14 protein-coding genes are annotated in these 13,279 nt (G+C 65.3%); 11 read left to right on the forward strand and 3 right to left on the reverse strand.

Annotation, left to right across the window (positions count from 1 at the left end; all coding sequences use genetic code 11):
• Position 1 precedes the first annotated feature (1 nt).
• Genes ACXYN8_RS10040 through ACXYN8_RS10090 form a run of 11 tightly spaced genes read left to right on the forward strand, consistent with a single transcriptional unit; the run spans position 2 to position 10,436 of the window.
• Complete coding sequence (locus ACXYN8_RS10040; RefSeq protein ID WP_458889298.1) at positions 2 to 1,444, forward strand: type II and III secretion system protein family protein; 1,443 nt, start codon at positions 2 to 4, stop codon at positions 1,442 to 1,444.
• Positions 1,434 to 1,721 (forward strand): hypothetical protein, encoded by a 288-nt coding sequence (locus ACXYN8_RS10045; protein WP_458889299.1) that lies wholly within the window; start codon positions 1,434 to 1,436, stop codon positions 1,719 to 1,721. Before ACXYN8_RS10040 ends, ACXYN8_RS10045 begins: the two co-directional genes overlap by 11 nt.
• Positions 1,722 to 1,747: 26 nt before the next feature.
• Positions 1,748 to 3,415 (forward strand): pilus assembly protein TadG-related protein, encoded by a 1,668-nt coding sequence (locus ACXYN8_RS10050; RefSeq protein WP_458889300.1) that lies wholly within the window; start codon positions 1,748 to 1,750, stop codon positions 3,413 to 3,415.
• On the forward strand, positions 3,412 to 3,930 hold the full coding sequence (locus ACXYN8_RS10055) for a TadE/TadG family type IV pilus assembly protein (RefSeq protein ID WP_458889301.1): 519 nt from the start codon (positions 3,412 to 3,414) through the stop codon (positions 3,928 to 3,930). The genes ACXYN8_RS10050 and ACXYN8_RS10055 overlap by 4 nt, the downstream gene beginning before the upstream one ends.
• On the forward strand, positions 3,927 to 4,547 hold the full coding sequence (locus ACXYN8_RS10060) for a TadE/TadG family type IV pilus assembly protein (RefSeq protein WP_458889302.1): 621 nt from the start codon (positions 3,927 to 3,929) through the stop codon (positions 4,545 to 4,547). Before ACXYN8_RS10055 ends, ACXYN8_RS10060 begins: the two co-directional genes overlap by 4 nt.
• On the forward strand, positions 4,544 to 5,749 hold the full coding sequence (locus ACXYN8_RS10065; RefSeq protein ID WP_458889303.1) for an AAA family ATPase: 1,206 nt from the start codon (positions 4,544 to 4,546) through the stop codon (positions 5,747 to 5,749). The genes ACXYN8_RS10060 and ACXYN8_RS10065 overlap by 4 nt, the downstream gene beginning before the upstream one ends.
• On the forward strand, positions 5,746 to 7,155 hold the full coding sequence (locus ACXYN8_RS10070; protein ID WP_458889304.1) for a CpaF family protein: 1,410 nt from the start codon (positions 5,746 to 5,748) through the stop codon (positions 7,153 to 7,155). The genes ACXYN8_RS10065 and ACXYN8_RS10070 overlap by 4 nt, the downstream gene beginning before the upstream one ends.
• A complete protein-coding gene (locus ACXYN8_RS10075; protein WP_458889305.1) occupies positions 7,152 to 8,153 on the forward strand; it encodes a type II secretion system F family protein in 1,002 nt (333 codons plus the stop codon). Before ACXYN8_RS10070 ends, ACXYN8_RS10075 begins: the two co-directional genes overlap by 4 nt.
• Before the next feature lie 4 nt (positions 8,154 to 8,157).
• The gene (locus tag ACXYN8_RS10080; RefSeq protein ID WP_458889306.1) at positions 8,158 to 9,132 is read left to right on the forward strand and encodes a type II secretion system F family protein; all 975 of its coding nucleotides are present in this window, start codon (positions 8,158 to 8,160) and stop codon (positions 9,130 to 9,132) included.
• Positions 9,133 to 9,136: 4 nt separating this feature from the next.
• Positions 9,137 to 9,925, forward strand: coding sequence for a hypothetical protein (locus ACXYN8_RS10085; protein WP_458889307.1), 789 nt, complete (start codon positions 9,137 to 9,139; stop codon positions 9,923 to 9,925).
• 7 nt (positions 9,926 to 9,932) lie between these two features.
• Entirely contained in the window at positions 9,933 to 10,436 is a 504-nt protein-coding gene (locus tag ACXYN8_RS10090; RefSeq protein ID WP_458889308.1) for an A24 family peptidase, read from the forward strand.
• Positions 10,437 to 10,446: 10 nt separating this feature from the next.
• Here the strand turns inward: ACXYN8_RS10090 and ACXYN8_RS10095 are convergent, their stop codons facing one another.
• The 3 genes from ACXYN8_RS10095 to ACXYN8_RS10105 form a co-directional block, all read right to left on the reverse strand.
• The gene (locus ACXYN8_RS10095) at positions 10,447 to 11,622 is read right to left on the reverse strand and encodes an acyl-CoA dehydrogenase (protein ID WP_458889309.1); all 1,176 of its coding nucleotides are present in this window, start codon (positions 11,620 to 11,622) and stop codon (positions 10,447 to 10,449) included.
• Positions 11,623 to 11,700: 78 nt separating this feature from the next.
• Positions 11,701 to 12,381, reverse strand: coding sequence for a hypothetical protein (locus ACXYN8_RS10100; RefSeq protein ID WP_458889310.1), 681 nt, complete (start codon positions 12,379 to 12,381; stop codon positions 11,701 to 11,703).
• Between the two features lie 129 nt (positions 12,382 to 12,510).
• Entirely contained in the window at positions 12,511 to 13,248 is a 738-nt protein-coding gene (locus tag ACXYN8_RS10105) for an OmpA family protein (protein WP_458889311.1), read from the reverse strand.
• Positions 13,249 to 13,279 lie beyond the last annotated feature (31 nt).

Here is a 13,279-nt window from a genome sequence, read left to right on the forward strand (position 1 = left end):
GATGATCCGCCAGACACTCACCGCAGGGGCGCTCGCTCTTGCAGCCACCGCGCTCTCGACCGCGCCAGCCTTCGCGCAGGACGGATATTCGGGATACGGCGTTCACGCCGGCGAACTCGATATTCCGGTCAACAAGAGCCAGGTCGTCACCAGCGACCGCACCATCGGCAAGGCGCTGGTCGGCAATGCCGACATCGCGGACGTGCTGCCGATTTCCAACCGTAGCGTTTACGTGCTGGGCAAGAGCATGGGCACCACCAGCCTGACGCTCTACGACAATTCCAACAGCGTGATCGCGGTGATGGACATCACCGTCGGCCCCGATGCCGATGGCGTCCGGCGGCAGTTGACCAGCCTCGTCCCCGACGAACCGATCGACGTGCGGCTGTCCAACGGCTCCATCATCCTGTCGGGCATGGTGAGCGATGCGGGCGCGGCCAGCCGCGCGGCGCGGATCGCGGCAGCCTATGCCGGGGAAGAGAACGTCATCAACCTCGTGACCGTGGGCGGCAGCCAGCAGGTGATGCTGGAAGTGCGCTTCGCCGAGGTGAACCGCACGGTGACCGAACGGCTGGGTTCCGACGCGTTCTTCTCAAACAATGACGATTTCGCCGGTGCCATCGGCAGCGGAGCGGGCATTACGTCTGGTGATGGCAACACGCTGGCGGGTGGCGGTTCGCTGGAACTGGGTTCCGTCGCGGACGCCTTCGGCGTGTTCAACACCGTTTTCAACATCGGCAGCCTGAACATCGACGCCTTCCTCAACGCGCTGGAGCGCGAAGGGCTGTCCAAGACGCTGGCCGAACCGACGCTGGTCGCGCTTTCGGGCGAAAAGGCCAGCTTCCTTGCAGGCGGCGAGTTCCCGATCCCCGTGTTGCAGGGCAACGGCGGCGGTGGCGGCGGAAGCGGCGGTGGTGGCGGCAACGGCATCACCGTGGAATTCAAGCCCTTCGGCGTCAGCCTCGGCTTCACGCCGACGGTGCTGGGCGGCAAGGTCATCAACCTGATCGTGGAGCCGGAAGTCAGCTCGATCGACGCCTCCGCCTCGGTCACCATCAACGGCCTGACCGTGCCGGGCCTGCAGACGCGCCGCGCCAGTACCACGCTGGAACTGCGCGACGGCGAAAGCTTCGCCATCGCGGGACTGTTGCAGGAAAACTTCCGCACCAATGTCGACCAGCTGCCGCTGCTCGGCTCGATCCCGATCATCGGTTCGCTGTTCCGCTCCAGCCAGTATCAGAAGGGCGAGACGGAACTGCTGATCGTCGTCACCCCGCGCCTCGTCCAGCCGATCCGGCCCGACCAGGTGCGCCTGCCGACCGATCGCGTGGCCGATCCCGACGCGGTGCAGACGCTGCTCAACGGCAGCGCCTACGTGCCGCAGGAACTGCCGCCCGCCGCGCCTGCGGCTGTCACCACGGAGGGTGCCGGTTATGAATACTAAGCTCGCCTGTCTTCCCGCGCTGCCGCTGCTGCTGGCCGGGTGCATGAGCTACGGCAATGCCGCGGTGGGCGAATTCGACCCGGAGGCGTTCGGGGAAGCCAACCGGCAGACCTACGCCGCGATGGTGGTCGATCCCGACCCGCAATATGACGAACCGCTCGCCACCAGCGCCGACAAGGCCGCGCAGGCGGTGGATCGCTACAACACCGACACTGTGAAGGAACCGGACACCATCCGCTCGACCGAAGGCGTCGGCGACGGCGGTAGCGGCAATTAGTCGCGGAAGTGAGGTTATGGCGACCAATGGCACGAAGGGTTCACCAAGGGATACGGGCTGACGAGAGCGGCGCTGTCGCCGCGACCTATGCGCTGTCGCTGTTCGCTCTCGTCGCGGTCGGCGGCGTGGCTTTCGACTACGCGCGAATGGCCGGCCTCGATTCCGAGCTGCAGAACGCCGCCGATCAGGCCGCGCTCGCCGGTGCGACCCAGCTAGACAAGGAAGACGGTTCCTGCGCGCGGGCGATCAATGCGGCGATCGGGCTGGTGTCGAACCAGACGCTGCTCGGTAACGATGGCGACGGGCTTCCCGTGACGATCAACGGCGGGACGGCAGTCACCGTCAGCTCGAACCAGTGCGGCGCCGTTCCCGGCGTGCGTTTCTACAAAGAAAAAACCGACCGCGCCGATGGCGTCGATCCCGTCACCGACGATGCGGATGCAAACTTCATCGAAGTCGAAGTCGATGCGCGGACGGCCAATTATGCTTTCACGCCGATCGTCGGCGCGCTGAATTCCGGCGGCATCGCAGCCATCGCCATGGCTGGCGTTGGCTCGGCCATCTGCCGCGTGCCGCCGATCATGGTGTGTCACCCTGATGCTTCCTACGATCCGGCGGTCGACATAAAGACGGACTGGGACGCCCTGGCCGGCACCGGCATCGTCGCCACGGGACACAGTCCGGGCAATTCCGGCAACAAGGATGGAGACCCAGGCGATGCAAGTGCCGGTACCAAGTGGTCGCCAGGCAACTTCGGGTTCTTGCAGGTGCAAAATGAATCGAGCGATACGCTCGATACGAGAAAGAACCGCAATGCCGCGCTGCTGAGAGCGCTGGCGTTCGACAATTCTGCTCTCGATTGTGTACCGATCGGCGACAACAAGGTGAGCACAGGTAACCCGCAGGGCCTATACGATGCCATCAACACGCGGTTCGGGATTTACGATTTCAACAGCACCGGCGGCAGCACGCTGGCTCCTTGCGAGGGTGGAGCCTGCACTGCTGCCCCCAATGTGTATATGGACTTGGCTTCCAACGAACCAGGCAAGGGCAAAGGCGCCAAGTCGTGCAAGCTCGCCGCCAACGACAAGAATGGCAAAGGCTTCGTCATGCCGGCGACCCCATATCAGCCGAAGTACGTAGCCAGTTCGACCAGCACCACTCGTTTCGACTCTGCGGTAACTCGAATGGGGCTGCCGCGCGATTTATGTCACTACACATCATACGATGAAAACGGTACTTCGACCGGCGACGGTTTCTGCGGTGGCTCCGAGGATTCAGGGCGGTTCGGCGACAAGGCTTGGGGACGCGCGGATTACTGGGCGCTCAACCATTCCGGCGTTACCAAGCCATCCGGGTGGGACAGCTGGACGCGCTATCAGACCTATCTCTGGGAAATAGAAAATTCTCATTCCAAGGCACCGGATTGCGGCGTCGTTGGACCCGCAACGCGCCGCGTTCTGACAATTGCTGTCGTCACCAATTGCAGCGAACTGAATGGAACATCGAAACCCGTCGATATCGACGACTTCATCGATGTGTTTCTTGTCGAACCATCAATCGACAACTCAAACCGTTTCAACGCTTACAAGGACGCAATTTATGTCGAGGTGATTGGCCGGTCGAAAATTGCAGGTGGTGACGTATTCAGCAGCCAGGAGGTAAGGCGTGATACGCCTTATCTGATCGAATGAAACGCGGTCTCAAAAATTGGGGCTGCGATCGCGCTACTGCAGCGGCCGAAATGGCCCTCGTCCTGCCATTGATGATTGCCCTGCTCTTCGGCGGGTTCGAAGGCGGCAATTACATGTGGAACGAGCACAAGGTCATTAAGGGTGTTCGCGATGGCGCTCGATATGCGGGACGCCAGGGTTTCGGTGCCTTCGATTGCACGGACGGAACCATCGTTGCGACAGTGGAAGCGAACATTCAGGCGATGACCCGGTTGGGTGCACCCGACCCGCAATCGCAGAACTCTCCGCGCGTACCCGGCTGGAATGCAACCGATGTAGACGGCGTCGACACGGTGACCGTAACTGTCGATTGCGATGAATCGACCGCCTCCGGCATCTATCGCGACCTAGGCGAAGCTCCCCGCGTCACTGTGGCTGCGAGGGTTGCATACCCTTCGCTGTTCCAGACGCTCGGCTTCGACACCACAGATGCGGTCGTTCGCGCTGAGGCCGAAGCAGTGGTGGCTGGCATATGATGACCATCAACAGCTTTCGCGGTTCAGAAAAGGGGGCGTCCGCAGCCGAGTTTGCGATGGTGCTGCCAATATTCCTGCTGTTCCTGCTCGGAACCATCGATGCGGGTCGGTATATCTGGAACATCAACGAGGTTGAGAAGTCGCTTCAAACCGGAGCGCGGTGGGCCATTGCAACGGACATGGTCTGCAGCGGCTTGCAGGACTGGAGCTTCGCAACGGACGATCCTGCCGCGGTTGCTCAGGGCACACCGGTCCCGCGAAACGTTTTCAACGGAGTGGATTATCCGGGCGGCGATGCAGCAAATTGCGTATGTCCATCCGGCGCATCCTGTAATTTTCCAATGACCGCAAACACCGATGCTTACGAAGCGCTGGTGGCGCGAATGGACGATATCTATCCGGATCTGGCGGCCGAGAACGTCTCGGTAGAATACGATTACTCCGGCCTTGGTTATTCAGGCGATCCGCACGCGCCTGACGTTTCTCCGATCGTTACGGTGCGCGCCAAGGGACTTGGATTCCGCCCGATTTTCCTCGGCACGATCTTCGACGCGGGGCTGCCCGACCTCTCCTACTCCCTCACCATGGAAGATGGTCAGGGAAGCTTCGCGAATTGAGCAAAGACATGAACACCATGCGATCCATTCTCGACCTTTCCAGCAACGGGCGCGACGTGCCGATCAACACGTTCGTCGTCGCGGCGGAGCCGTGGATCGCGCAGCTCGAGGCAGGCCTGACGAGCGACCAGAAGCTCGCTTTCAAGACCAGGGCGATGACCGCCGACGCCCCGCTGCCCGCCGACGTCGTGGGCGTTGCGGAAATGCTGGTGATCGAAGTCGATCCCGCGGTTCCCGGTTCGATCGAGCGGATTGCCCAGCTGCGCGACGCGCGCCCCACCATGCCGCTGATCGCCGCCATCGAAAGCGCGGACCTGAAGACGGTGCGCTCCCTGATGCGGCAGGGCGTCAACGACGTCGTCAGCCTGCCATTCGCATTCGACGACCTGTTCGCGGAAATCATGGATGCCAGCGCCGCGAAGGCCGCGCGCGGCGAAGTGACGCTGGCGCCGATGGTCACCGTGGTCGGGGCGAGCGGCGGGGTGGGCACCAGCAGCGTGCTGACCCAGCTTGCCAGCAGCATCGCCAGCCATTCCGCCTGCAAGCGCAAGTGCTGCATCATCGACCTCGACCTGCAATTCGGCGACGTCGCCGTGATGTTCGGACGCAAGCCTTCGACCACCGTGCTCGACCTGCTCGGCGCGGGCGCGCGGCTGGACGGCGACATGCTGGAAGACGCGGCGATCGACGCGGGCGACGGCGTCTTCCTGCTCGGCGCGGCTGACCAGATCGCGCCGATCGAGGATGTCGATGTGGAAGCCATGCTGCGGCTCGTCACGCTGGCGCGCGAACGCTTCGGCTTCGTCCTGCTCGACCTGCCGGCGAACTGGACCAACTGGGCCCTGTCCGCCGCGCTGGCCTGCAGCGAGATCATCGTGCTGACCGACCCGACAATCAACGGATTGCGCAAGGCGAAGCGCTGCATCGAGCTGTTCGACCAGGTCGACGTGCCGCCGGGCCAGGTGAAGATCGCGGTCAACCGCAGCAGCGGCAAGCTGTTCCAGAAGATCAGCACGCAGGACATTGCCGACACCTTGCGACGCGAAGTGCTGGTCGCTCTCCCGGCGGAAAGGAACGCGCTGACCGAGGCGCAGGATCGCGGCGTGCTGCTGTCGGAATCGAACCGCCGCGCGGGTTTCGTCAAAGCTGCCGATACGCTGGCCGACAATCTGTGCAGCCGCCTGATCGGAGCGAAAGCATGAGCTGGTCCCTGAAACGCCCGCCGCAAGCCGCAGCGAACGAGGAACCGGCAGCCGCCACCCCTGCGGAAGAGCGCGTCGACGTCGCGCCGCCGTCCGCCGTCATGCTCGACCCCGAACAGGGCGACGATGTTAAGCGCGCGCTGGAACTCAAGGTGTCGATCCACCGCGCGCTGCTCGACCGGATCAACCTGTCGGCGCTGGAGAAGATGTCGCGCGAGAGCATTCGCTCCGACATTTCCGAAATCGTCTCCGAACTGCTCGCCCAGCGCGGCGAGGCACTGAACCGGACCGAGCGCGAGGCGCTGCTCGACGACGTTCTGAACGAGCTTCTGGGCCTCGGCCCGCTCGAGCCGTTGTTGCAGGACGAAAGCATCACCGACATCCTCGTCAACGGGCCGGAGACGGTGTTCGTCGAACGCAACGGCGTTCTCCAGCGCGTGCCTACGGCCTTTCAGGACGAACGGCACCTGATGCGGATCATTCAGAAGATCGTCAGCGCGGTGGGCCGCCGCGTCGACGAATCCTCGCCCTTCGTCGATGCGCGTCTGGCCGATGGCTCGCGCGTCAATGCGATCGTCAACCCGCTGGCGGTGGACGGCTCGCTGCTGTCGATCCGCAAATTCGCCAAGAAGCGCATCGGGATCGACCGGCTGGTCGAGCTGGGCTCCGTCCCGGCAGCGATGGCGGAAGTCATGCGCGCCGTGGTCGGCTCGCGCCGCAACGTGCTGATTTCGGGCGGTACCGGCTCGGGCAAGACCACCATGCTCAACGCCATGTCGGCCTTCATCGACCCGCGCGAACGCATCGTCACGATCGAGGACAGCGCCGAGCTGCAATTGCAGCAGGAACACGTCGCGCGTCTGGAAACCCGCCCGCCCAATATCGAGGGCAAGGGCGAGGTGAACCAGCGCGACCTCGTCAAGAACGCGCTGCGTATGCGGCCCGACCGGATCATCGTGGGCGAAGTCCGCGCCGGGGAGGCGTTCGACATGTTGCAGGCGATGAACACCGGCCACGACGGTTCCATGACCACGGTCCACGCCAACACCAGCCGCGATGCTTTGTCCCGCGTCGAACAGATGATCGGCATGAGCGGCATCGATATGCCCGCCCGCTCGGCCCGCGCGCAGATCGCCGCCGCGATCAACGTGGTGGTGCAGGTGGGTCGCCTTGCCGACGGTCGCCGCAAGGTGCTGAGCCTGTCGGAAGTCACCGGCATGGAAGGCGAAACGGTGACCATGCAGGACATCTACCGCTACCGCATCTCGGGCCGTGACGAGGACAACAACGTCATCGGCAAGTTCGAAGCGACCGGCATCCGGCCCAAGTTCCACGAACACGCGGTGGCGGCGGGCATCCACCTGTCGCCCGAGCTGTTCCGACCCGACTTCGAGTTCGGCTCATGAGCGACGCGCTCGTCCGCATCGGCATTCTGGTGGCGATCTTCGGATCGGTCTTCATCGTCGTGCAGCTGGTGCTCAATTCCGCCTGGCAGCGCGGCGCGCACCGCCAAGCGGTGAACAAGCGCCTGCGGATGATCCGCGAAGGCGGCTCGCGCGAGGAAATCCTCGCCGAGTTGCGCAAGAACCAGCCGACCACGCATGAGAACCTGCCGCCGTTCATCGGCAACCGGCTCACCGCGCTGGAGCGGACGGTGATGGCCGCGGCGCTGCCGGTGCGCCCCGGGCAGGCGATTTTCCTGATGCTGGCAGCGTTCGTGCTGGTGATGGCGCTGCTGCTGTTCGGCATATCGAGCGCGGGGTTCGCGCTGACGGCAGGCACGCTGCTGCTTGCGCTGGCATTCGGCGCATGCCTCGCCTTCCTGCTGCCGCTGATCATCATCAATTCCGTGGCGGAGCGGCGGCGCAAGCGGATCGAGCAGCAATTCCCCGTCGCGCTCGACGTGTTCGTGCGCGCGCTGAGGGCAGGCCATCCCATCGCCGCGGCGATCGACCTGCTGACGCACGAGATGGAAGATCCCATCGGCAGCGAATTCGGCCTGGTGGCGGATGAAGTCGCCTATGGCGCGGAACTGACCGACGCGCTGGGGGCGATGGCCGACCGCTGGAATCTCGACGACATCAGGATGTTCGTGGTCTCGCTCTCCGTGCAGAACGAGACCGGGGGCAATCTTGCCGAAATCCTCCAGAACCTTGCCGACGTGATCCGTGCGCGGGCGAGCCTGTTCATGAAGGTTCGCGCGCTCAGTTCCGAAGGGCGGATGACCGGCGCGCTGCTGACCATCCTGCCGGTGCTGGCCTTCGTGGTGCTGTTCCTGATCAACCCCAGCTTCTTCCTCGACATCGCGCAGGACCCGATGTTCATTATCGGCTTCGGCGGGCTGATCGTGCTGTACATCATCGGCTTCGTGACGATCCGCAAGATGATCGATCTGAAGGTCTGAGGCGATGTTCGACACACTTCTCGCCAGCGGCTTCGCGCGCCTCGCCATCTTGCTCATGATCTTCGCGGTCGTCGCCATCGGCGCGTTCGCCGTGCTGACCTTTGCCAGCCGCCGCGCCGCGGTGCGCGCCGGGCTGCGGGACATCGCCGCCGAGCGCACCGCTGCCGAACGCGCGACGAGCCTGCGCGCCACCGACAACGAAGGGGCGTGGAAGAACCTCGCCGACATGATCGAGAAGTCGGGTCTCAATCTCAACGATACCAAGGGTGACCGCCTGCGTGAAAAGCTGGTCGCGGCGGGTTACACCTCGGCGTCCGCACCGCGCATCTTCACGCTGGTCCGCCTGCTGCTGATCTTCGCCCTGCCGGGCCTGTTCGTCCTGTTCAGCTTTTCGGGCGACGACCCGCCGGGCCTGCTGGCCTTGTACCTCTTCGGCTGCCTTTTCGCGCTGATGGGAATGTACCTGCCCAGCCTGTTCGTGCAGGCCAAGGCGGACCGGCGGCGCGAGGCGATCGTCAACGGCTTCCCCGACGCGCTCGATCTGATCCTGGTCTGCGTCGAAGCGGGCCTCGGTATCGAGGCGGCGATGGACCGCGTGGGCCGCGAAATGGTCCATTCGCACCCGCTGATCTCCCAACTGCTTGGCCTCGCCGTCTTGCAGATGCGCGCGGGCGCATCGCGCGAGGAGGCTTTCAGGAAGCTGGCGGACAGCGCCGGGGTGGACGAAATCCGCTCCTTCGCGACGCTGCTCATTCAATCGGACAAACTCGGCACCAGCATCGCTTCGACCCTTCGGGTGTACGCGGAAGAGATGCGGGAACGCCGGCGGATGCGCGCGGAAGAAAAAGCGCACCGCCTGCCCGTGCTGATTTCCATCCCCCTCGTCGCCTGCATGTTGCCGGTGATGATCGGGGTGCTGATGTTGCCGGCCGCGGTGCGGGTGGTGCGTGAACTGATACCTGTGATGACGGGGGGATAACGACATGACGACCAAGACCATCGCATATGCCACGGGCCTGCTGGCCACCGCTGCCATGCTGGGGGGCTGCCAGTCCTTCCTCGGCAACGCCTTTGCCTCCAAGTCGCGAGAGCCTGCTTCGGCGGCGGACGTCGACCTCAGCGGCTATTTCGCGGAACGGCTGGAGGCAGGCCGCCTGCACCTGAAGGCCAATCGCCCGGCGCAGGCCGCCATCGCCTTCCGCCAGGCGTCCTACGATCCGAAGGTCGCGGCAGAGGCCTTCAACGGCATGGCCGTGGCCTACGCCCAGATTGGCCGCCGCGATCTCGCCGCGCAGTTCTTCGAACTGGCCATGCAGCGCGCCCCCGACGACGTGCGCTTCGCCCGCAACTTCGCGCGGCTGGAGGCAAGCGTTCCGGCGCCCGCCGCCGTGCCCGCAGCCCCGGTCGAGGCGCTGGCCCAGGCAGAGCCTGCCGCGCCTGTCCGCACGGTCGAGCAGCGTCGCCTGCCGGGCGGCCTGACGCTGGCGATCGGCACCACCGCCGCGCCGATCGAGCGTGTTTCGGCGCGCGAGGTGCACATCGGGGGCGGGGCACAGGCCGCCGCGCCGGTCGCCGTCGCCAAGGCCGCTCCGCAACCGAAGGTCTATGCGGTCCGCGCGCTGACGCCCAGCCGCTCCACCAGCACGGTGCGGGTCGGCTTCGGGCCGGAAAAGGGGGCGCAGGATCGCCCGGCGGTCTATGCAATTACCAGCGCACCTGCCAAAGCGCAGTACCCGGTGCGCGTTGCTCTGGGGCCGAAGCAAGAGGACTGATCCCCAAGTGACTCCCCTGCAAATCGCGTTCTTCGCGCTGTTCGCCGTCTTTGCCATTGCGGGCGCGGTCAGCGATTTTCGCACTCGCAAGATTCGAAATGTCCTCAACCTCGCCTTCTTCGCGGTCGGCGTGGTGATGGTGATGGTGACCGTCGGGTGGAGCGAGGGGGTGTGGTATCTCGCCCATTTCGCCGCTGCCTTCGCGCTCGGCATCGCGATCTTCGCGATTGGCGGCTGGGGCGGGGGCGATGCCAAGTTCTACGCCGCCATGGCGGTGTGGTTTCCCATCTCGCAATTCCTCAACCTGCTGATCAGCTTCGCGCTGGTGGGCGGGGTCATGGCGCTCCTGTATTTCGCGACGCGCAGATCCAAAGGCGAAAACGTGCTGGGCGGCGACAAGAAATCGCGCGAGATACCCTACGGCGTCGCGTTGGCGATCGGCGGATTGCTGGTGCAGGTCTGGGCGGTGCAGGCTCTGATCGACCCCGCCACCCAGCTGCGCGCCTTCTAGGTGACGGCGGTCAGAACGCCGCGATCCCGGTGATCGCGCGGCCCAGGATCAGCGCATGGACATCATGCGTGCCTTCGTAGGTGTTGACCGTTTCCAGGTTCACCATGTGGCGGATCACCTGGTATTCTTCCGAAATGCCGTTGCCGCCATGCATGTCGCGGGCGACCCGCGCGATGTCGAGCGCCTTGCCGACGTTGTTGCGCTTCAGGATGGAGATCATCTCGGGCGCTTCGTTATGCTCGTCCATCAGGCGGCCCAGCCGTAGCGAGCCTTGCAGGCCGAGCGAAATCTCGGTCATCATGTCGGCCAGCTTCTTCTGGAACAGCTGCGTCGCGGCGAGCGGGCGGCCGAACTGCTTGCGGTCGAGACCGTACTGGCGCGCGGCGTGGAAACAGAACTCGGCCGCGCCCATCGCGCCCCAGCTGATGCCGTAGCGCGCGCGATTGAGGCAGGAGAACGGACCCTTCAGGCCCTGCACTTCGGGGAACATGGCGCTGGCGGGCACGCGCACATCGTCCATCATGATCATGCCGGTGGTGCTGGCGCGCAGGCTGATCTTGCCGCCGATCTTGGGGGCGGAAAGGCCCTTCATGCCTTTTTCGAGCACGAAGCCGCGGATCCCGCCGCCATGCTCCGCGCTCTTGGCCCAGACCACGAAGACATCCGCGAAGGGCGCGTTGGAAATCCAGGTCTTGGAGCCGTTGAGGACGTAATCGTCGCCGTCGCGCTTCGCGAAGGTCTTCATGCCAGCCGGGTCGGAGCCTGCATCGGGTTCGGTCAAACCGAAGCAGCCGATCAGCTCTCCACTGGCGAGACCGGGGAGATATTGCCTGCGCTGTTCCTCGCTGCCGTGCGCGTGGATCGGATACATGACGAGGCTGGACTGGACCGAGGCCATGGAGCGGTAGCCCGAATCCACCCGTTCGATCTCGCGCGCGATCAGGCCGTAGGAAACGTAGCCCGCGCCCGCGCCGCCATATTCGACCGGAATGGTCGCGCCCAGCAGACCGGCCTGTCCCATCAGCGGGAAGAGTTCCGGAGCGTCGATTTCCTCGCGGAAGGCGTCGGTCACGCGCGGTTGGAGTTCGCCTTGCGCGAAGCCGTGCGCGGCCTCGCGGATCATGCGTTCTTCTTCGGTCAGCTGCGCGTCGAGGCCGAACGGATCGGCCCAGTCGAATGGGGTCATGATGAAGCTCTCTCCTGCTTGCGCGACAGCGCTTAGCGGCAGTCTGCCGCCAGCGCAAAGGCAAGTGTCGGCAGAAGCCTACTGCGCGCCGAAGCGCGCCTGGTAGGCATCCGTGTCCCCGCTATCGAGCAGCTTGGCCTGCTCGATCCAGTTGTCCCGTTCGATCCGGCCCTGGAACCGTCCGAGCTGCGCGTCGACGCGGGCGATTTCCGCATCGTCCCATGCCGCGATATGCGCGAAGCTGGTGACGCCGAGGTCGCGCAGCATCGCGGAAAGCTTCGGGCCGACGCCCTTGATGCGGGTGAGGTCGTCCTCGCCGCTGCCTCCGGCGTGGCCAGCGTCCGCCGGGATCGTCGCCGCAGCCGGGGTGGGCGCGGCGGCGGGTGCGGCTGGCGGGGTGGCCGAGGCCGCAGGCCCGGCTCCGGGTGCGGCGGCTGCCTGCGCCGCTTTCACCTGCGGGGAAGGGATGGCCGAGCGCGGCTGTTCTGGCGAAGCGCCCGCTTCCGCATCGGCTTGCGCAACGGCGTGGGCGGTGTCCTGCGTGTTGGCGGCGCGCGACAGCTCTCCCGCAGCGGCGGGGGGCGCGTCGATCAGCGCCTGGTTGCGCTGCGTCCGCTCCGCCCCGTCATCGAGCGAATCGCGACGGTCGATGTCGACCCGCGTGCGACGCGAGGCGACCAGCACGTACCATGCGACCGCGATGCCGATCAGCAGCGCGACCAGGAACAGCCACCAGTATTCCGTGAAAATTCCCTGCATCGTTCACAATCCTCTCTTGGGTCGCCGGGGGTAGAATATGGCCCAGCCGATGGCGAGGCCCATGGTGTAGGCAATCAGCGACAATACGACGAGTTCCAACCAGATGGGCATGGGCGTGGGTTCGACTTTCTAGCGCGGGCCGGGCGTATCGACCGGGGTGGGTTTCAGCGGCTCGATCATCAGGACAGAGAAGTCGATCCGGCGATTGGCGGGGTCGGCCGGGTCGAGCCCTTCCACCGGCTCCGCCGAGCCCATGCCGCGGGCGCGCAGCCCGTCTGCGGGGATGCCGCGGTCGATCAGTGCGCGGCGCACCGCGTCGGCGCGATCCTGCGACAGGCGCTGGTTGGCGGCGGCATCGCCCGACGTGTCGCTGTGGCCGGTGATCGCGATGATGCTGCCAAGGCAGGGCCGCAGCGCGTCCGCCACCTCGTCGATCAAAGAACGGCTGCCCGCATCGATCGCGGCGGAGCTTTCCTCAAACCGGATGGTGCGCGCGGCGAGCAGCGCCTCGACATCTTCCTGGCAATGCAGCGGGCTGAGCACTTCGGTCTGACCGCCCGCAACGATGCTGCCGTCGGCCCAGCTGATGCCGCCGACGCCGGGAATGGCGGCTATCGCCTTGGCCACGCGGTCGCGCACATCCTCTGTGGCGTTGCCGCTGTCGTGCAGTTCGGGGTGGCGCGTCGCCCAGCCGTTGCCGGTGGTGAAGCGGGCGGTGATGCCTTCGCCGCCGTTCGCGGCAATCGCCTGCTCTGCCTGAGACGAAAGCCGTTCGCCGATCGCGCCGACCCCGCTCGCGGCGAGCAGGGCAACCGCCGCGGTCAGCACGGCGCCTGCGGCTATGGCGAGGGGAGCGTTGCGGATCATCGGGTGACTGTTAGCGGGCGGGCGCGTGGCT

This window comes from Altererythrobacter sp. CAU 1778, assembly GCF_054482795.1.

Excerpts from the sequence above, each read along its gene's own strand:
- ACXYN8_RS10040 (WP_458889298.1), top strand. The coding sequence starts at position 2 with ATGATCCGCCAGACACTCACCGCAGGGGCGCTCGCTCTTGCAGCCACC.
- ACXYN8_RS10045 (WP_458889299.1), top strand. The coding sequence starts at position 1,434 with ATGAATACTAAGCTCGCCTGTCTTCCCGCGCTGCCGCTGCTGCTGGCC.
- ACXYN8_RS10050 (WP_458889300.1), top strand. The coding sequence starts at position 1,748 with ATGGCACGAAGGGTTCACCAAGGGATACGGGCTGACGAGAGCGGCGCT.
- ACXYN8_RS10055 (WP_458889301.1), top strand. The coding sequence starts at position 3,412 with ATGAAACGCGGTCTCAAAAATTGGGGCTGCGATCGCGCTACTGCAGCG.
- ACXYN8_RS10060 (WP_458889302.1), top strand. The coding sequence starts at position 3,927 with ATGATGACCATCAACAGCTTTCGCGGTTCAGAAAAGGGGGCGTCCGCA.
- ACXYN8_RS10070 (WP_458889304.1), top strand. The coding sequence starts at position 5,746 with ATGAGCTGGTCCCTGAAACGCCCGCCGCAAGCCGCAGCGAACGAGGAA.
- ACXYN8_RS10075 (WP_458889305.1), top strand. The coding sequence starts at position 7,152 with ATGAGCGACGCGCTCGTCCGCATCGGCATTCTGGTGGCGATCTTCGGA.
- ACXYN8_RS10080 (WP_458889306.1), top strand. The coding sequence starts at position 8,158 with ATGTTCGACACACTTCTCGCCAGCGGCTTCGCGCGCCTCGCCATCTTG.
- ACXYN8_RS10085 (WP_458889307.1), top strand. The coding sequence starts at position 9,137 with ATGACGACCAAGACCATCGCATATGCCACGGGCCTGCTGGCCACCGCT.
- ACXYN8_RS10095 (WP_458889309.1), bottom strand. The coding sequence starts at position 11,622 with ATGACCCCATTCGACTGGGCCGATCCGTTCGGCCTCGACGCGCAGCTG.
- ACXYN8_RS10100 (WP_458889310.1), bottom strand. The coding sequence starts at position 12,381 with ATGCAGGGAATTTTCACGGAATACTGGTGGCTGTTCCTGGTCGCGCTG.
- ACXYN8_RS10105 (WP_458889311.1), bottom strand. The coding sequence starts at position 13,248 with ATGATCCGCAACGCTCCCCTCGCCATAGCCGCAGGCGCCGTGCTGACC.